Annotated in this window: 15 protein-coding genes; 8 read left to right on the top strand and 7 right to left on the bottom strand. The window is 41.7% G+C overall.

Going from position 1 to position 18,221, the window contains the following annotated elements; genetic code table 11:
• Window positions 1–295: 295 nt before the first annotated feature.
• Window positions 296–745, top strand: a complete 450-nt coding sequence (locus VQ643_RS07610) for a DUF3304 domain-containing protein (protein ID WP_414198949.1) — start codon at window positions 296–298, stop codon at window positions 743–745.
• A gap of 113 nt (window positions 746–858) precedes the next feature.
• Here VQ643_RS07610 and VQ643_RS07605 read toward each other — a convergent pair whose 3' ends face one another.
• On the bottom strand, window positions 859–1,536 hold the full coding sequence (locus VQ643_RS07605) for a lipopolysaccharide kinase InaA family protein (protein ID WP_414198948.1): 678 nt from the start codon (window positions 1,534–1,536) through the stop codon (window positions 859–861).
• Between the two features lie 270 nt (window positions 1,537–1,806).
• Between VQ643_RS07605 and VQ643_RS07600 the strand changes: the two genes are divergently transcribed.
• A complete protein-coding gene (locus tag VQ643_RS07600; protein WP_414198946.1) occupies window positions 1,807–4,599 on the top strand; it encodes an autotransporter outer membrane beta-barrel domain-containing protein in 2,793 nt (930 codons plus the stop codon).
• 256 nt (window positions 4,600–4,855) lie between these two features.
• Here the strand turns inward: VQ643_RS07600 and VQ643_RS07595 are convergent, their stop codons facing one another.
• Window positions 4,856–5,287 carry an acyl-CoA thioesterase gene (locus VQ643_RS07595; protein WP_414198944.1) on the bottom strand — a complete coding sequence of 144 codons (432 nt, stop codon included), beginning with the start codon at window positions 5,285–5,287 and terminating at the stop codon, window positions 4,856–4,858.
• A gap of 10 nt (window positions 5,288–5,297) precedes the next feature.
• Window positions 5,298–6,215 (bottom strand): DMT family transporter, encoded by a 918-nt coding sequence (locus tag VQ643_RS07590; protein WP_414198942.1) that lies wholly within the window; start codon window positions 6,213–6,215, stop codon window positions 5,298–5,300.
• Window positions 6,216–6,335: 120 nt separating this feature from the next.
• On the opposite strand from VQ643_RS07590, the gene VQ643_RS07585 reads away from it, so the two are divergent.
• Window positions 6,336–7,199, top strand: a complete 864-nt coding sequence (locus VQ643_RS07585) for a DMT family transporter (protein ID WP_414199032.1) — start codon at window positions 6,336–6,338, stop codon at window positions 7,197–7,199.
• Here the strand turns inward: VQ643_RS07585 and VQ643_RS07580 are convergent.
• Together VQ643_RS07580 and VQ643_RS07575 are read right to left on the bottom strand one after the other, a co-directional pair.
• Complete coding sequence (locus VQ643_RS07580; RefSeq protein WP_414198941.1) at window positions 7,196–7,819, bottom strand: LysE family translocator; 624 nt, start codon at window positions 7,817–7,819, stop codon at window positions 7,196–7,198. The genes VQ643_RS07585 and VQ643_RS07580 overlap by 4 nt on opposite strands.
• Before the next feature lies 1 nt (window position 7,820).
• Complete coding sequence (locus VQ643_RS07575) at window positions 7,821–8,636, bottom strand: sulfite exporter TauE/SafE family protein (RefSeq protein ID WP_414198939.1); 816 nt, start codon at window positions 8,634–8,636, stop codon at window positions 7,821–7,823.
• A gap of 105 nt (window positions 8,637–8,741) precedes the next feature.
• Here VQ643_RS07575 and VQ643_RS07570 point away from each other — a divergent pair, with 105 nt between their 5' ends.
• The 4 genes from VQ643_RS07570 (at window position 8,742) to tadA (ending at window position 12,155) form a co-directional block, all read left to right on the top strand.
• On the top strand, window positions 8,742–9,512 hold the full coding sequence (locus VQ643_RS07570; protein ID WP_414198937.1) for an AraC family transcriptional regulator: 771 nt from the start codon (window positions 8,742–8,744) through the stop codon (window positions 9,510–9,512).
• A 9-nt stretch (window positions 9,513–9,521) separates the two neighbouring features.
• Complete coding sequence (locus tag VQ643_RS07565) at window positions 9,522–10,118, top strand: hypothetical protein (RefSeq protein ID WP_414198935.1); 597 nt, start codon at window positions 9,522–9,524, stop codon at window positions 10,116–10,118.
• Between the two features lie 151 nt (window positions 10,119–10,269).
• Window positions 10,270–11,643, top strand: coding sequence for a multicopper oxidase family protein (locus VQ643_RS07560; RefSeq protein WP_414198933.1), 1,374 nt, complete (start codon window positions 10,270–10,272; stop codon window positions 11,641–11,643).
• Window positions 11,643–12,155 (top strand): tRNA adenosine(34) deaminase TadA, encoded by a 513-nt coding sequence (gene tadA, locus VQ643_RS07555; protein ID WP_414198932.1) that lies wholly within the window; start codon window positions 11,643–11,645, stop codon window positions 12,153–12,155. Before VQ643_RS07560 ends, tadA begins: the two co-directional genes overlap by 1 nt.
• Here tadA and mltF read toward each other — a convergent pair.
• Window positions 12,152–13,630 carry a membrane-bound lytic murein transglycosylase MltF gene (gene mltF, locus VQ643_RS07550; protein ID WP_414198929.1) on the bottom strand — a complete coding sequence of 493 codons (1,479 nt, stop codon included), beginning with the start codon at window positions 13,628–13,630 and terminating at the stop codon, window positions 12,152–12,154. The genes tadA and mltF overlap by 4 nt on opposite strands.
• A 165-nt stretch (window positions 13,631–13,795) precedes the next feature.
• Between mltF and purL the strand changes: the two genes are divergently transcribed.
• Window positions 13,796–17,692: a phosphoribosylformylglycinamidine synthase gene (gene purL, locus VQ643_RS07545; RefSeq protein WP_414198926.1), complete on the top strand. Its 3,897-nt coding sequence runs from the start codon at window positions 13,796–13,798 to the stop codon at window positions 17,690–17,692.
• Window positions 17,693–17,735: 43 nt separating this feature from the next.
• Here the strand turns inward: purL and VQ643_RS07540 are convergent, their stop codons facing one another.
• Window positions 17,736–18,167 (bottom strand): hypothetical protein, encoded by a 432-nt coding sequence (locus VQ643_RS07540; RefSeq protein WP_414198924.1) that lies wholly within the window; start codon window positions 18,165–18,167, stop codon window positions 17,736–17,738.
• Between the last annotated feature and the right edge of the window lie 54 nt (window positions 18,168–18,221).

The following is an 18,221-nucleotide window of genomic DNA, read 5'->3' as shown; positions in this document are numbered from 1 at the left end:
TTTTAGAAGAAAATCTAAATCTGTAAACTGTGAAGCACATAAGATGATCTTCTGTTCCATAGTGTTTAGCCGCTTAACCTTTAAAGGTCTCGCCTGATAAAGGTAATGCATCAGACAAGTAGAATGGGTAATAGTTAGATTTTGATTGAAAAATAGTTACCTTTATCACAAAACACGCTGTGGCTTATCTAGTTAAGGTGATATTAAGTCTATAGCAAAACTGTGTCATTTGTACGAGTGTTGGTTGGACAAGATTGTTATACTTAAAAAGTAGTTATCTAAGGAGTTATAGATAGTGAAGACTAATTACTGGCTTGCAATAGGCTGCACGTTTCTTTTAGCAGCCTGCAGTGGAGATGATGACTTAGAACGCGATAGAAATGAAATGGTTATCATTCCTATGGAAGGCTGGAATTTAACTGAGCATAAGATACAGTCATTTTCTGCCAATAATAATACAGGTTATGTGGTTGTTCCTAAAGTGTGGAACCCTAACTTCAAGCTTAAATTGCGTTGGACGTGGTCTTCAGAAGATGAACATGAAAAAGAGACTGCCAAAGAAACTTGGCTTAGCCTACCAGAATATAATTTTTATGAAGATTTTTGTGGATTAAAAGTATTCTTTATAGAGGCAGATCAGGTATTACTAAAAACAACTTGCAAATCTCCAGTTTTATTAACTGAGAGCTATGCGCGCTGTGAGCGTATAGAGCTAAAAAATAATCAGTTAAATAATATTAAATAAATTTAAATAATGTTACATTGTAAATATAATAAATTAAATATCCACTATTAGTCTGTCAAAGTAATAAACTACTCTGAGCAGTATTGATTATACAGCTCAGAGGAAGGGCTATATTAAAATGTTACTTTTGAGTTACATTGCTGATAGTGGCTAAGTAATAGTTCCCAGTCTGAATTAGGCATCAATCCGCGATGTCGTTTTAATTGCTTCATATCGCTTTTTGCTGCTCTTTTTCCTGCCCAACGACGACGTGCCTTCTCTAAATCAAGTAAAGCGCAATCTACTGATTGGTTGTCGACATCTACACGTACAAAGATATGATTAGAGTAGCAGCAATTATGTTGCCAGCCAGCTTTATGCAAGCGTGCAAGCATTGAGGCAATGGCTTTAAGGAGCTTAAGGTGCAGCTGTTGACCTACTTGGCTGGGTATATTTTGTTTATACCAGTCATCTAAAGAAATAAACCCATCTAATGCTTTAGTCACTAAAATCGCATGCCATACTCCTGCTTTTTTTTCAGCACCGTAGTAGACTAATTCAGGTACATTGATACCTAGTTGCGGCAGTCTCTCCAATGCCTGCTTTTCTCTAAATGCAGTAGGGCGAGCACCAGGATAACGTAGGGAGCGAAAATCATGTCCAATTTGGCGTTTACTATAAAGTGTTGATTTGTCTGACGATTTGGGATGTAAGATCTGCACTCCACTTTTTCCACCGCGTCGCTCATTAGGCTGCTCAACCCAGCTACCAATAGTATTCCACCAGCTTTCAAAACTTTGAACAGAACTCAAGTCATGCCTCGTCTTCAACTATAAAACATCTTAGTATACAAAGCTGTTTTATCTATTTGTGGTTGACGTAGATTTTGTTCATCGAATGTTCAGTTATCTGGTGATTGGTATTAGTTAAAGTTAATAATATTTATAATTATATATCACTATTATATATTATTTGAATATCAATATAATGATTTCTGTCATTGTTGAGTGTTCTTTATTTGATTTTTTTATATTTATCGCTATATAAAATATTTTCTAAATCTTAATAGAGGGTAAGGGTCTATGAAACGGAGTTTATTAGTCTGTGCTATTGCTGCAGTAACAGCAGGAAATGCATATGCAACTGATTATAATAGAGAGGTTGACCTTTCTAATGTTAATCTAGTAGCCGGCGATAAGGTCATAAGTAGCACCTCTGGCATACACTCTAATAGTAATGGAAATAATAGGCTTAATCTTGGTCAGGGGGCGCTAGTTGTTCAGGTAGAAAACCCTGATGGTTATACAGAGGTGGGCCATGGAATAAAATTTGATGGAGACAATTTAAGTCATCATTTAGGAACGGGAACAGTTATAGATGTTAGTAATAAAGGTACAGGTGATGTTGTAGGTATAAGTATTAAAAATAATAATTCTAATACATCGGTAACTGCAGATAAATTAAACATTAATGTAGCTACTGTTGATGGGAATGGAAATGCTGTTTTATTAGAAAAATCTAATTTAAACTTGGGAAGTAATAGCTCAATAAATATTAGTATTGATTCAATTGGTTATTACTCTGAATCAATAGCTATACTAGCTAAGAATTCGAATCTTAAAGCAACTGATTTAACAATTGGTGGGAATGTAGATTATGGTATTAAGTTAACTGATGCCTCAGTAGCGGATGTAGGAAGCAATACGAAAATCTCTGGAATAGATAAGTCGGCAGTTAGTGTTGAGAATGGCTCAAAATTTACAGCAAATACTAACTTGGTTATTGATGTTAAAGGTAATAGTGAATTTAATAATCCAGTTATTAATTTAGGCATAGGAGAAAATTTTGTTGACTTAGGTGACGGCGCAAAAATTAGAACATCAACCTTAGGTGGAATTATTATTCTTCTGGATGAAAAGACTAAAAATGATAATAATAAATTTAAGGCGGAAAATCTAAATATTTACAGTACAGGTGACTCTGTTCAGGCGGTGTCTGTTATAAAAGGGGAGGCTGTAATTGATAAAGGAAGTATAAATATTGCGTCAGGGTCCGCATTGTCAGCAGTTAATCATAATTCTAGAGAGTCTTATATTAAGTTTACAAATGGAAGTATAGTAGTAGCATCGCCAGAAAATCAGGGCAATAATATTCCTTCTTATTTTGCTGTTGGGGCTGAAGGAAGTAAATCACGTATAGATTTAGATAATGTTACACTGAGCTTTAGAAGCAGTAGTGATAGCTATGCTTTGAGTAGCAAAACCGGAGCATTAATAAAGGCTAACAATATCAGTATTTTAGGTAGCGAAAAAGCCACTGCTGCAAATGCGAATAACAATTCAATAATAGACTTTACTGGGAATACACTTATAAAAGTTGATTCTGATCAGTTAGCTTTGTTGGCTACTAATATGGGAGAAATAAAAGTAAAAAATAGAGTTGATATTACAGGAGGTATTCAAGCTACTGGAGGTGGAATAATTACTTTAAATACTGAAGCTGGCATAATTAGAGGGAATATAGAGTATACTAACAACTCTGAAATTAGCTGGAAGGGTAAAAATAGCGTCTGGCGACCTACAGATGATTCGTATATTAATAATTTAGAGTTGACGGATAATAGTAGTGTTGACTTTACTGGAAGTGATAACTATTTTAAAGTAAATGTTGATAAGTTATCAGGTGCTACTGAGTTTAAGTTTAAAGTTGATCTTAATAATGCTCTGCTAGCAGATAATCTTATAGTATCAAATAGTTCTTCGGGTAATCATATTGTATCTGTCGCGAACCAGCCATCAGCAAAAACGAATGGAACTGAAAGATTGACTATTATTAAAACACCTGATGGAGTAGCGAACTTTACAGCGATGAATGAATATGAGTTTGGCGGTTATTTATACAGCCTAAGGCGAGAAAATAATGATCCTGCTAGCCATGATTTTGAGCTTTATTCTACGGGTGAGAAAAGCAATGGTGCAGATGCTTCCGTAAGCAGCACCATTATAGGTAATTATCTACTTAATATGGCAGAACAAGAGCATTTGACTCAACGGATGAGTTTGCTGCGGGCAGATAATTTGCAATATGGCAGCTGGGTGCGTACTTATGGTGGTAAGTTTAAATCATTCCAATCACGTCAGTTGAAAGGTTTTGATATGGACTATTCAGGCTTTCAGCTGGGTGTGGATGGTCAAGTAATGCAAACAGCCGATGCCGCCTGGTATCTGGGCAGCGCTTTGCATTATACGACATCTGATCAAAACTATAAGGCAGGGTCAGGAAAACAGAAAAGTTATGGTGCAACCTTATATGCGACCTATTTAACCGAAAATAATTGGTACGCTGACTTGTACTTAAAATATTCACATTATAAAAATAAGCTAGATATTCGTGATAGCTTAGGTGATAAAGTAAAAGGTAATGGGACGTCAAATGGCTTAACAGCTTCAGCAGAAGTAGGCAAACGTTATCAGTTTAACGATAGTTTTTATGTTGAGCCCAATCTTAAACTATCTGTAGGACGCATCAGTAGTAGTACGATTAAAAACTCAAATGGGTTACGGGTTGATTTAGACAAGCAAAACTCGGTGTTAGCACGAGCAGGTAGTAATTTTGGCTACAGTACAGTGCTTGCAGGGCAGCCAGTTAATCTATACACCAAATTAAACTATGCACATGAGTTTGAGGCAGAGCAAAAATATAAGCTAAATGGTAATAAGGAACGTTTAAAATTCAGTGGTAGTTGGTTAGAGTTTGGTGTCGGAGCAAATACCGTGATTAACAATAATCACTCAGTCTTTATGGAGGCTACTGGAAGTACAGGTAATCGTTTTGATAAATATGATTTTAATTTAGGTTACAAGTATAGCTTTTAGATTTTCTAGGGCCATTTATGATAAAAACGCCGAATTTTATTTGGCATTTTTATTTTTAAGCTAAAGATGCCTGCGAATCTGGTTAATAGTTGGTTTTAGCAGTACTAATAATGAGAAATATAGATTTAAGTTTTTAGGTTTGTACTAAATAGTTAGTAAGTAGCTTAACGGTAATGCGATTATAAAATTTTTAAATTTGTTTTTTGTGCTTGAGCACGACAGGTATTAGTTTTAAATAAGTTGTTTACCACCAATTTTAAGATGTTTTTTTCTGTTGTAGCTGGGTTAATTGTTCTATTGCAAAATCGGAAAAGGGTGTGGAGCGGCGCGTATTCACATCCATTAAGACAATTACACTTGTGGCTTTGGCAATGCAGGTTTCACCTTGGAAGATGGCTTGAGTTAAGTGCATAGAACTGCGTCCAAATTGAGTAATACTTGAGCCTATCACTATGTCATTAGGCCAGAGCAGTTCGTTAAGGAAGTCCATTGATATATGAGCCACTACAAAAACAGCGCCTTCTTTATCTAAGCGTTGATTTTGGTTGAATAAAACTTCGATGCGGGCTTGTTCAAATAGCGTCAGGTAAACACTATTATTAACGTGACCTTGCATATCGGTATCGCGAAAACGCAGTTTCTCATGGCATTGATGCGGAAAATCACTTAGCTGAATTACATCATTCATAAATAAAACCTTACTGGTGACAGCGCACTGTCCAGAGTACGCCACAGACTAATAAAATAATGGCAATGGCTTCCATTACACTAGGTAAACGCTGCTGATAAATGAAGCCATAAAGCAGCGCGCAGAGTGTTTCAAATACTATGAGTTGGCCGCCTAGGCTAGTTGGTAGTCGGCGTGTGGCAGCATTCCACATTAGGTTTCCAAACCAGGAACTTAATACGGCAATTCCTAAGTTAACGCACCAAAACATAATCCAGCGTTCGTTAGGCATCTGGGCTGCTGGCTTGAACTCAGGGATCTGCATAGCGACAATCCATAAAATAATAGAGATTGCACCTGTAACTGCGCCCCATAATGAAGACCACTCGCTGCTTGTGAATGGACTTTGTTTTAAGTAACGGGTATTGCTGGCTGCAAAGTGAGTCCAGCAAAAGAGAGCACCGAAAGCACAAGCAATCCCTAGAGCGCGTTCAGTTACTGAGTTATTAGCAGCCTGGCTACTTAATAGAGTTTCAATATTGATGCATAGAATGCCGGCCGTCACTACTATAAGCGGTAAGATAATACGCTTTAAGGGGATAGCGTCAGCTTCTTTTCTCCCCATTAGGGTGATAGTAACAGGAAGTACACCAATAATTAACGAGGCGGTAGCCACGCCAGCCAGCTGTACAGCAAAGGCTAAGCAAATGTAGTAGAGAATATTGCCAGTAAAGGCTAATTTAATCAGCATCCACCAGTCATAGCGGCTAATACGAGGCAGTAGCTCTTTAGCCATAGGGAGTAGAATAATCGCGGAGACAGCACCATAAAGTAGGTAACGCCCACTGCTTAACAGTAGAGGGTTAAAGTCAGGTAGTAATGCAGGCGCTAAAAACACAAAGCCCCACATTGCTCCAGCTATAGCTGCATAGGTAATACCGCGTTGCATAGACTGATAGATTCTTCTTCATAAAATAATGTAAAGCATGGCAGTCTAGGCAAATTGCTAGCAAACAACAATCTAAACATCACTAATAGATTATCGAGAGTCATTTTGAATACATCAGCAATGAAGTCCAGCTCAGCATTAATTGGATTGCATATTTCTGTTTTTCTAGCCGGATTAACAGGTATTTTTGGTAAGTTGATAGATACAGGGCCTGTCAATCTTGTTTTTGGCCGAACTGTGCTCGCTGTGCTGGCACTTTATGTGTTTTATCGTTTTGTGTTGCGCCATCGTTGGCCACGTCAAACATGGCGGATGCGTGGGCGTTTGGTGTTAGGAGGGTTACTTTTAAGTGCACATTGGATTAGTTTTTTTATTGCGGTCAAGTCTGCGGGGGTGGCTATTGCTACGCTAGGTTTTGCAGCCTTTCCAGCATTCACAGTGCTGCTGGAAGGCGTTTTCTATCATGAAAAAGCTTCGCGTCGTGAATGGTTACTCATAGCTACTGTATCTATAGGCTTAATTTTAATTACACCTGAGTTTAATTTTTCATCGCAAGCTACTACGGGTCTACTTTGGGCAATTGTTTCAGGCTTTCTCTTTTCTGCGTTGTCGGTCAATAGCCGCTCTTATGTTGGAAAAGTAGAACCTGCTCAAACAGCTTGTTGGCAGAATTTTATTGTTGCTTTAAGTTTACTGCCATTTGCTGCTTTTAGTATTGCGCAGGTAGAAGCACTAGATTGGTTTTGGATTGCCTTATTAGGCGTATTATGTACCGCAATCTCACATACGCTTTTTGTACGTAGTTTAAGTGCTGTAAAAGTACGTACAGCGGCTTTAGCTTATACACTAGAGCCTATTTATAGTATTGCTCTGGCATGGCTGATTTTTGCCGAAACGCCCACTTTGGGCATGTGGGTTGGTGGGGGCTTAATTGTGGCTGCTATAGTGATGTCATCTTTACAAAAAACAGCGCAGTTAGACTAAGCCTGGCTGCTACCTAGTAAGCTAGCACCAGCACTAGCAAATAAAGCGGCACAGCTACGGTTAAACCAGCGGCGTATTTTACTCTTGGTCAGAAAATGCGCTAGCTGTTTGCCTAGGCTGGCATAGACAATAATAGCGAAACATTCAAAGCATAAAAATAGGCTACCCAGTATGGCAAATTGATAACTTGCTGGTTGTTCAGTATTCATAAACTGGGGAAATAGGGCTGTAAATAATAGAATAGCTTTTGGATTGCCAACGGCCACCCAGAAATCTTGTTGAATGAGCTTTTTAAGGGAGTGTTGGGCGGTATTTTTAGAGCTAACTGTCAACTCAGCTTTGCTGCGCCAGAGTACAATGGCTAGATAAAACAAATAACCTGCACCAGCTACTTTAATTAAGGTAAAAAGCGTTTCTGATGTTTTTAGTACCGCAGCTAAGCCTAATGCGGTAAGGCTAATCATGCCAATAAAGGCAATAAGACGACCTGCACCGGCTAGACAAGCTTTATTAAACCCAAGTTGCACCGCATTGTTTAGGGTAAGAAAGCTATTAGGCCCAGGCATTAAGGTGATCACAAAACAGGTTGAGGCAAATAGGAGTAAGCTGTGTAAGGTCATATTAGTTTAGCCAAACGCTTAAAAGGACAAAGGCAAGCAGGGCGATATAAATCTTGGCATGTAACTGGTCGGGTAATTTACCAATTAATGGAGTGCAAAGACGAATGCCCAGCCAAGAGCCTACTGCTAAAGCAAGAAAGGCTGCAAGATCTATGTAACCAATATAGGTTCGACCTAAGTCCAGTGGAGAGTACAGTCCCAGTACGAGGTAACCAGCGCTGCCTAGTACTGCAACGGGTAAGCTCAAAGGGCTGGCTAAAGCCGTTGCTTGGGTCATGCTGTAACCACGTCGACGCATTAAAGGCACTGTCATTATGCTGCCCCCCACACCTAATAGCGTAGCAACAAAGCCAATAATTAGGCCATAGACTGTGCTGGTAGGTTTAGAGAGAGGAGATGGTGTTTGTTGGCTGGGGCTTTGAATAAAGCCTTTACGTATTAAAGCATCTAAAATAGTTAATGCTAAATACAATACAAAAAGTGTTTTAAGCAGGTCAGTATCAAAAAAACGAATAGCGTAGGTGGCAATAATAGCGCCAACACCAATAAAAATAGCCAAGGGGTTTATTTGATCCCAGCGCCAGTTGCCTTTTTGATAATGCTTGTAGCTGGCTTGTGCTGTATTCACGAGCATTACCATGACAGATGTCGCAACAGCAATTTGCATCGCGTTAGATTGCAGTAAAGCGTTTTCAGGATAAACCCGTAAGATGCACCAGTACATAACAGGAACGGCGACAAATCCGCCACCAAAGCCAAATAGCACCGTGGTTAAGCCACTTAGGCAGCCAAAGCCAAATAGAATTAAGTAAGTCATAGCTTTTTCATCGTAAATAAAAGCTAGATTAATCTAAAAATATATGGCGTACTTTCGCATACTGGACATTAAGTTTTGTATTTATGCCAAGTGGGCTGAGTGTAAATGTATAATATTTCAATTGCTAAACTGGATCATACGCCAAGAGCTATAGTGGCTATTGGTACCGATTACAACCATGGGCAGGTACTTGATTGGCATAGCCATCGTCGAGCTCAATTGTTGTATGGCATGACAGGTGTAATGCATGTGGAAGTGGCGCAAGGTACTTGGATAGTGCCACCTCAGCATGCGGTGTGGATTGCAGCTGATGTTCCTCATAAAGTAGTTATGCTTGGCGTAAGTACACGCAGTGTCTATATTGAGCCAGAACAGTCAGTGCGTTCCTCCAGTTGTGAGGTTATAAGTGTGGCGCCCCTGTTGCGTGAACTACTCTGTGCTGCCGCCGACTTACCTTTAATCTATGAATTGAATGGGCGGGATGCCTTGTTAGCAGAGCTATTGTTAGCTGAAATTAAAGCAGCAGATAAGCTCTCGCTACTGCTACCTATGCCTGCCGATGAGGCTCTGCGCAAAAGCTGCGCGGCTTTTTTGCAACAACCTGATATTAAGCAAAGCACTCAGCAGTGGGCTAAAAAACACTATAAAAGTGAACGTACATTTATCCGCTGGTTCAAAGAGCAAACAGGTGTGGTTTTTAGTTTTTGGAAACAGCAAGCCTGTGTTACTTATAGCTTGGCTTTATTGGTTGAAGGTGTAGCTGTTACGCAAGTGGCTAATTTATGTGGTTACGATAATCCAGCCGCTTTTGCTACTATGTTTAAACGAATCATGCAGTATCCACCCTCAACCTTTATTTTGACGCATCGTACATAAGGATGAGTTATGTTTAAAAAAATGACTTTAGCTGCTTTAGGTGCAGTTACTTTGCTAACAGGTTGTAAAGACGGCGTATTGCTGCCACAGATGGATTCAGATTATGTGCAGGCTCAAAAAGCAACAGCTAAGTGGGCGCTAGAACATCCTGCCAGTTGGTCTGTTAATGCAACAGAGCAGCTTAGTTTAGAGCAGGCATTAGGCGAGTGTCGCGAACCTGGTGTTTTACCATTAAGCTTTAATGCACAAGGGGTAAAAACAACGCTGTACTTTAAGTGCTCTATGGGCGAAAAATTGACTCTAGCCAATTTACCGGCGCGTTTTGCTTATGCTGTTATTGATGAGTTACCCCATGGCATTGAAACGCCTAACTGGAATTATCGAATTTTAACGCCCGCTAGTAGCTTTAGCGAGAGTGTGTATTTTGACCAGTCTGCAACAACGCGTCGCGTACGTATTAAAACTCCTTTATACGCTATTTCAGGAACATCAAATAAAATGCCAGAGTGCTTGACACCGGCTGATGCTCCTGCCAAAAAAGAGTGCTATGTAACGCAAGAAATTGCTGTAGAGTTAAATATGATTTTAGATTATCCAATAAAATAGTTAGTTTAAAATGATAGTTAAACCGAGCCTAGGCTCGGTTTTTTATGTCTGATACATATCAACAACCTGAGTGCAGTGGCTTGCTTAATAGACAAAATGTCGCATAATTGTTGCAATTTATTCTCATTTGTAAAGTATTTAAGGGGCGGTTATGTCTTTTACTCGTAGGCAGGTACTCACAGGCTTAGCTGGGCTTAGCGTGATAGGAGTAACCGCTGGAGCTGTGCGTTACTGGGTAGGCCGCCCTGCAAAGGTAACCACGCATGACTATGAAGTAATAGCTGCCCCTTTTGATCTAGAATTGCTACCAGGGCATATGACACCTGCTTGGGGTTACAATAATTTAGCACCTGGGGTTGAGATCCGAGCACGCCAAGGTGATCGCCTACGTGTGCGTTTTATTAATAAGCTGCCTGAGTGGAGTACTATTCATTGGCATGGATTACGTATTCCAATTGAAATGGACGGTGTACCTTACGTTTCACAATTGCCGGTATTGCCTGGTGAATATTTTGATTATGAATTCGATCTACCTGATGCAGGTAGTTTCTGGTATCACCCTCACATGGTCAGCGGTCCGCAGTTAGGGCGTGGTCTAGTAGGGCCTATTATTGTCGATGAACGTGATGGTACAGATTTTAAGCATGACTATACGCTGTGCTTAAAAACTTGGCCTATTGATGAGAAGGGTCAGTTTACCGAGTTTAGTATTCCGCGCGATGCTGCCCGAGGTGGCACTTTAGGCACTGTTTTTACAATTAATGGCAAGATCAAGCCTGAGCTGGATCTACCTGCTGGGCAAATTGTGCGCTTACGTTTATTAAACCTAGATAATACAGCAACTTACCGCTTGCGTTTAGATAATAAAAATATCCAAATTTATGCCATTGATGGGCAGCCTGTGGCTCCAGCGCGGCCATTTCCTAAGGAATACCGCTTAGGGCCTGGTATGCGTCTTGACTTAGCTTACAAAGTACCTGCGGCTGGTACGACTGAGCGTATGCTCAATGGTCCACTAACCTTGGCGCGCTTTAATAGTGTTGAGCAAGGACTACCAGAGCAAACGACATGGCCACGTACGTTGCCAGCCAATCCACTGGCTGAGCCTGACTTAGAAAATGCAGAAGTCATGCGCTTTAATTTTGAATGGGCAGGCATGCTTTCAGTGCCCAATAAAGATAACTATACCTTTTGGCAAATTAATGGCCAGGCATGGGATATTCAAGATAATACCTGCGCCGATCGCCCAATTGCTGTGCTAAAAGAAGGTCAAAGTTACATTTTTGAGCTTCGCAATATTAGCCAGTACCAGCATCCTATTCACTTGCATGGTATGGCATTTAAAATATTGTCTTCTAATCGCCATAAAATTGATCCTTATTTTACAGACACTTATTTATTAGATAAGCAAGAAACAGCACGTGTTGCCTTGGTTGCTGATAACATTGGCACTTGGATGTTCCATTGTCATGTTATTGACCATATGGAAACAGGCTTGATGGCAGCGATTAAAGTAGAGAAGTAATGAAAGGGCGAGTGCGCATTATTGATCGTTCGCAAGATCAGCAGTTTATGCAAAGGGCACTGGAGCTAGCTCAGCAAGGTGCTCTGTTAGGTGAAGTGCCTGTGGGGGCAGTTTTAGTGCAGCAAGGTCACATTATAGGCGAAGGCTTTAATCGCCCCATTATTGAGCATGACCCTAGTGCTCATGCTGAAATGCTAGCTATTCGCCAGGCTGCTAGGCAACTGCAAAACTATCGACTACCAGATACAACCCTTTATGTCACTTTAGAGCCTTGTTCAATGTGTGCAGGGCTAATTGTGCATTCACGTATTGCACGTGTGGTATTTGCAGCCGCTGAGCCACGTGCTGGCGCTGCCGTCAGTCAGCAACGATTCTTTGAAAGTCTGTATTTAAATCATTATGTATTGGTTGAAGGTGGCGTGCTTGAGGAGCAAGCCAGTCGCTTATTAACTGATTTTTTTAAGCAGCGACGAGCTCAACATAAGAAAACTAAACCGATAAATGGCAGTTAAAGCCTAGCTTGCTCGTCTTGTGTGTTTGTGCTCACTTCAGGCGCAATCTGAGGTTTGTGCAGCATGGTATTGCCAAGGTTGCTTGATTCAAGTTGTGGCTGTGTCACCCAGGTCAAAATATCGTAATAACGACGAATATTATTGACAAAATGCACAGGCTCTCCGCCACGGGCATAGCCATAACGCGTTTTGCTGTACCACTCTTTTTGCGATAGGCGCGGCAGCATTTTTCGCACATCATTCCACTTTTGAGGATTTAAACCTTCTTGTTCAGCGAGTTTTTGAGCATCTTTTAAGTGCCCTAAACCAACATTATAAGAGGCTAAAACAAGCCATGTTTGATCTGGTTCTGGAATGTCTTTGAGTGCTTTGTCATTACGCAGTGTTTCAATAACACGGGCTGCCCCTAAAATGCTTTGTTCAGGATCTAAACGGTTGCTAATACCCATGGCCTTTGCGGTGTTGTTAGTGAGCATCATAAGTCCACGCACACCAGTTTTTGACGTGGCTTCAGGTTGCCAGTGTGACTCTTGATAGCCAATAGCTGCTAGCAGACGCCAGTCCATATTGTATTCCTGAGCAGACTGCTTAAAGAATTTTTCATACTTGGGAAGACGTTGTTGTAAATCTTGGGCGAAAGCGTAAGCACCGACATAGCCCATTTGTTCAATGTGCCCATAATAACGTTGTGCTAAACGCTCCATCAGGCCAGAGGCTTGAATCTCTGTAATAAAAGCATTGGCGGCTTGTAATAAGCTATCGTCATCTGAGCGAAATACCGCCCAGCGCTGCTCTTGAGCAGGGGCGATATCAAAGGCATGGCGCACGTTGGCAAAATAAACTTGGTTAATAGCCAGCTCATTAGAGTTGATAATACTGATATCAATTTGTTTGTCGTTGACTAGGCGAAGTAAGTCAACGCTTTCAATTGCATCAGATGTCTCAAAAATAAGTTCAGGGTGTTCTTTTTGTAGTTGTTTAAGCGCATAGGCTTGGTAGCTGCCTTTCATAACCAAAATACGCTTGCCAATTAAATCTTCCACCTTGCGCGGAAGCTTAGCGCTTTTATGGTAAATTACTTTTGGCGTAACGCTGTAATAACCTTGGCTGAAGGCAATGTATTCAGCCCTATCAGGCGTAGAAATTAATCCAGCCGCCGCTAATACAGGCTGCTGAGGATCATGTTCCTCAAGACGTTGATAGATAGCGTCAATATTATCTTGGGTTTCAATACGTAAGCGCACGCCTAGGTGATCAGCAAAGCGTTTGACCAGCTCATATTCAAAACCAGTATCGCCGTTTTCATCTTGGAAATAAGTGGCTGGGCTATTGCGTGTAATTACAATTAGCTCGCCACTGGCCAATACTTGCTGAAGTGCTGTTGTCTCTTGTCGACAAGCACTAAGCAAGACTGCGGCGCTAAATAGGAAGATAAACAGCGCATTGGATAGAACTACTGTTTTTAGTTTCTGCATAACCGCCGAGTATAGCAAAAGAAAGAGAATGGGTTGCAAAAGAATACGCAAGTAAACTGATAATCGCCCCACCTAGATTTAAGTGAATATTATAGATGGTTATTTTTGCTGTCTACGACTAGAATACAATGTCTTTTGAACTGCTTTGTTCGGGGCTGTTATTTCATGCTGATCTTGCGCGGCGCTCCAGCACTTTCTGCCTTCCGTCACGGAAAGTTACTTGAGCAACTAAACCAAAAAGTTCCTTCTATTACCGGTGTATATGCCGAATTTGCCCACTTTGTTGAAGTGAGTGCAGTGTTAAGTAGTGAAGAAGGTCAAGTCTTAAATCGTCTGCTGCATTATGGTCCAAGTACTGTAGCAAAAGAGCCACAAGGTCGCTTATTCCTTGTTGTTCCTCGTTTTGGCACCATTTCACCTTGGTCAAGTAAGGCAACGAATATTGCTAACAACTGTGGCCTAGACAAAATTGATCGTATTGAGCGCGGTATTGCTTATTATGTGGAGGGTGACTTTGATGACACCCAAGAGCAGCAAATTGCAGCCGTATTACATGATCGCATGACACAATTGGTTCTTAACTCAATGGAAGAGGCGTCAGCGTTATTTAATCATGCACAGCCTAAGCCTTTAACTGAAGTAGATATTTTATCTCAAGGCCGTTCTGCTTTAGATAAAGCCAATCTTGATCTAGGTCTGGCATTAGCTGAGGATGAAATTGATTACTTGCTTGAAAGCTTTACTAAGCTTGGACGTAATCCGCATGATGTCGAGTTGATGATGTTTGCACAAGCCAACTCAGAACATTGCCGGCATAAGATTTTTAATGCGAGCTGGGATATTGACGGGCAAGCGCAAGAAAAGTCACTGTTTAAAATGATTAAAAACACCTTCGAAATGAATAGCGAAGGTGTGCTATCCGCCTATAAAGATAACGCTTCTGTGATTACAGGCTTTACTGCAGGACGTTTTTATCCTGATCCTGTAACTAAAGAATATGGTGCTAACCAGCAGCCAGTACATATTCTGATGAAAGTAGAAACACATAACCATCCAACTGCGATTGCGCCATTTCCAGGGGCATCAACTGGCTCTGGCGGCGAGATTCGTGATGAGGGCGCAACGGGGCGTGGCTCTAAGCCTAAAGCCGGTCTATCTGGGTTTACCGTTTCTAATCTAAATATTCCAAACTTTGTGCAGCCTTGGGAAAAGCCTTATGGTAAACCTGAGCGCATTGTTACTCCGCTGGATATTATGATTGAAGGTCCACTGGGTGGTGCGGCATTTAATAACGAATTTGGACGCCCTGCATTAACAGGTTACTTTCGTACCTTTGAGCAAAGCGTTAACACTGTAAATGGTGCAGAAGTACGTGGTTATCATAAGCCTATTATGTTAGCTGGTGGATTGGGTAATATTCGTGAAGACCACGTACAAAAAGGCGAAATTGAAGTAGGTGGCAAGCTGATTGTGTTGGGCGGCCCTGCCATGCTAATTGGCCTAGGGGGTGGTGCGGCTTCTTCTATGACTACCGGATCAAGCTCGGCTGATTTAGATTTTGCTTCTGTACAGCGCGATAACCCAGAAATGGAGCGTCGATGCCAAGAAGTCATTGACCGTTGCTGGCAAATGGGTGAAAACAATCCCATTAAGTTTATTCATGACGTAGGCGCAGGTGGTCTATCTAACGCTTTACCAGAGTTAGTAAGCGACGCTGGGCGTGGTGGACGTTTCCAATTACGCAATGTGCCTAATGATGAACCGGGTATGAGCCCGCTTGAGATTTGGTGTAATGAGTCGCAAGAACGCTATGTGCTGTCTGTGGACGCAAAAGATCTAGAACGTTTTGCGGCTATTTGTGAGCGTGAGCGTTGTCCTTTTGCTGTAGTGGGTGAAGCCACTGCTGAAGAGCATCTTACCGTAGAAGACAGTCACTTCAATAATAAGCCTGTAGATATGCCACTGGATGTGTTGCTAGGTAAGCCGCCACGGATGCACCGTTCAGTTACACGTGAAACCAGCCTAACAGATGCGTTTTCTGCTCAAGATGTGACTGTTGCAGAGGCTGTGGAACGGGTGTTAAGCCATCCAGCTGTAGCAAGCAAAAGTTTCTTAATTACTATTGGCGATCGCTCAATTACAGGGCTGGTAGCGCGTGACCAAATGGTAGGGCCTTGGCAGGTACCCGTAGCGGACTGTGCGGTGACAGCGACCAGCTTTGATGTTTATACCGGCGAAGCTATGGCAATGGGCGAGCGTACTCCGTTGGCTGTGCTGGATGCGCCTGCTTCTGGTCGTATGGCGGTGGCTGAGGCTATTACTAACTTGGCGGCAGCACGCATTGCAAAAATTAGCGATATTCGCTTATCCGCCAACTGGATGGCTGCGGCAGGCCATGCTGGCGAAGATGCGCGCTTATATGACACAGTGAAAGCCGTTGGTATGGAGTTTTGTCCTGCGCTAGGAATTACTATTCCAGTAGGTAAAGACTCAATGTCAATGAAAACCAGTTGGGAAGAAGACGGTGAGAAGAAAGCCGTCATTTCTCCTCTATCCTTAGTGATCAGTGGTTTTGCACCTGTGCAGGATGTGCGTCAAACGCTAACGCCTCAGCTACGTTTAGATAAAGGTTCAAATGAGCTCTTGCTGATTGACTTAGGGCGCGGCAAAAATCGTTTAGGCGCTTCTATCTTGACTCAGGTTTATAGTCAAATGGGTCAGCAAGTCCCTGATGCCGATAGCGCACGAGATGTTAAAGCCTTTTTTGATGCGATTCAGTGCTTAAATCAAGACGGCAAGTTATTAGCCTATCATGACCGTTCAGACGGCGGTTTAATCACAACCTTGTTAGAGATGGCATTTGCTGGGCACTGTGGTTTAGATATCGCACTAGATGCGCTGTCTATTCAACCTCAAGACAGCATTGCTGCTTTATTTAACGAAGAGTTAGGTGCGGTGGTGCAGATTCGCAGCACAGATAAAGCAGCGGTATTAACCTTGTTTGAGCAGTTTGGTTTAGCCGATTGCGTGCATGTGTTAGGTAAAGCTGTTGCTGGCGAACAAGTAGGTATTCGCTTATCAACGGAGACGATTTTTGCTGAAAAGCGCAGCTTACTGCAGCGCACATGGGCAAAAACCAGTTATCACATTCAACGTTTACGCGATAATGCAGAATGTGCAGATCAAGAATTTGCTAGCCTGTTAGATGAAGCTAACCCAGGCTTATTCGCAAAACTAACCTTTGATGTGAACCAAGATATTGCAGCACCTTATATCAATAAAGGTGTTCGACCTCGCGTAGCTATTTTACGTGAGCAAGGTGTTAACGGTCAGATTGAAATGGGCGCGGCTTTTGATCGTGCAGGTTTTGCCGCAGTTGACGTACACATGAGTGATATTCTAGAAGGGCGTTTGAGTCTTGAAGACTTTAAAGGCTTAGTGGCTTGTGGCGGATTCTCTTACGGTGATGTTCTAGGTGCGGGCGGAGGCTGGGCTAAGTCAGTACTCTTTAATAGTCGAGCGCGCGATCAGTTTGAGGGCTTCTTTAATCGTACAGATAGCTTTGCTTTAGGTATTTGTAATGGTTGTCAGATGCTATCTAACCTACAAGAGTTAATTCCTGAGTCAGACATGTGGCCACGTTTTGTGCGCAATCGCTCGGAGCAGTTTGAGGCCCGTGTTGCTATGCTGGAAATTCAGGAATCGCCTTCGATTTTCTTCCAAGGTATGACAGGTACTCAAATGCCAATTGCTGTGGCTCATGGTGAAGGCTTTACCGAGTTCAGTAATGAGCAGGCGATGTTAGCGGCTGATGCTTCTGGCTGCGTTGCTGCTCGCTTTATTGATAACCATGGCGCCGTAACAGAAGGCTATCCCGCTAACCCTAATGGCTCTCCACGTGGTATTACAGGGCTGACCTCTGGTAATGGTCGTGTAACCATAATGATGCCTCATCCTGAGCGTGTATTCCGTGCCGTTAATAACTCTTGGCACCCAGATGAGTGGCAAGAAGATGCCGGTTGGATGCGTATGTTCCGTAATGCTCGCGTATGGGTAGATTAACTCATAATGCCTAATGAAAAGCCGGACTTAGTGTTCGGCTTTTTTATATTAAATGGTAGCGAAATAGCGCTAAATACTGCTGTAAATGTTCGACGAGCCAGACATTACAGCGTTCTTGGTTGGTATCTAACCAGTGATCTAGCCTTTCAGTGAATACAGTATCTTGCCAATGGCTCATGCCCAGTAAGTAATTTTGATAAAAATCCTTAGGTGCAAAGGCTAAAAGCGCTTTGGCCATTTGTTGCTGAGTAGTTTTATCAGTCGCTTCAAAATACGTCCAAACACCTGATCGGCTACCTTGTGCAAACCATGTTTGTGTTTCAATAAATACAAATAAGGCGGAAGGTAGGTTGTAATACTTAAGCGTAAAATCAGTCAGTGGATTTGAGCTGAGTATGTTGGCAATTTCAGCTAGGTGTTGTACGTCGCTGCTATCTAATAGTTTTTGAATATAACGTGCTGAAAAACGAGACAAAGAATGTTCTCCTATGACGCCATTGGCGTTTTTCAGTCAAAGAATAGTAAAAAC

Origin of the sequence: Pseudomonas sp. F1_0610, assembly GCF_047470865.1 — a bacterium.
GTDB lineage: Bacteria > Pseudomonadota > Gammaproteobacteria > Pseudomonadales > Pseudomonadaceae > JAZDRH01.
Note: the sequence above shows the minus strand (reverse complement) of the source record. Positions and strands in the feature narration are given on the sequence as shown.

What these genes read in the sequence shown, in the direction of transcription:
- VQ643_RS07560 (WP_414198933.1), top strand. Translation starts at nt 10,270, where the DNA reads ATGTCTTTTACTCGTAGGCAGGTACTCACAGGCTTAGCTGGGCTTAGC.
- VQ643_RS07570 (WP_414198937.1), top strand. Translation starts at nt 8,742, where the DNA reads ATGTATAATATTTCAATTGCTAAACTGGATCATACGCCAAGAGCTATA.
- VQ643_RS07600 (WP_414198946.1), top strand. Translation starts at nt 1,807, where the DNA reads ATGAAACGGAGTTTATTAGTCTGTGCTATTGCTGCAGTAACAGCAGGA.
- VQ643_RS07590 (WP_414198942.1), bottom strand. Translation starts at nt 6,215, where the DNA reads ATGCAACGCGGTATTACCTATGCAGCTATAGCTGGAGCAATGTGGGGC.
- VQ643_RS07580 (WP_414198941.1), bottom strand. Translation starts at nt 7,819, where the DNA reads ATGACCTTACACAGCTTACTCCTATTTGCCTCAACCTGTTTTGTGATC.
- VQ643_RS07575 (WP_414198939.1), bottom strand. Translation starts at nt 8,636, where the DNA reads ATGACTTACTTAATTCTATTTGGCTTTGGCTGCCTAAGTGGCTTAACC.
- mltF (WP_414198929.1), bottom strand. Translation starts at nt 13,630, where the DNA reads ATGCAGAAACTAAAAACAGTAGTTCTATCCAATGCGCTGTTTATCTTC.
- purL (WP_414198926.1), top strand. Translation starts at nt 13,796, where the DNA reads ATGCTGATCTTGCGCGGCGCTCCAGCACTTTCTGCCTTCCGTCACGGA.
- VQ643_RS07595 (WP_414198944.1), bottom strand. Translation starts at nt 5,287, where the DNA reads ATGAATGATGTAATTCAGCTAAGTGATTTTCCGCATCAATGCCATGAG.
- VQ643_RS07565 (WP_414198935.1), top strand. Translation starts at nt 9,522, where the DNA reads ATGTTTAAAAAAATGACTTTAGCTGCTTTAGGTGCAGTTACTTTGCTA.
- VQ643_RS07585 (WP_414199032.1), top strand. Translation starts at nt 6,336, where the DNA reads ATGAAGTCCAGCTCAGCATTAATTGGATTGCATATTTCTGTTTTTCTA.
- tadA (WP_414198932.1), top strand. Translation starts at nt 11,643, where the DNA reads ATGAAAGGGCGAGTGCGCATTATTGATCGTTCGCAAGATCAGCAGTTT.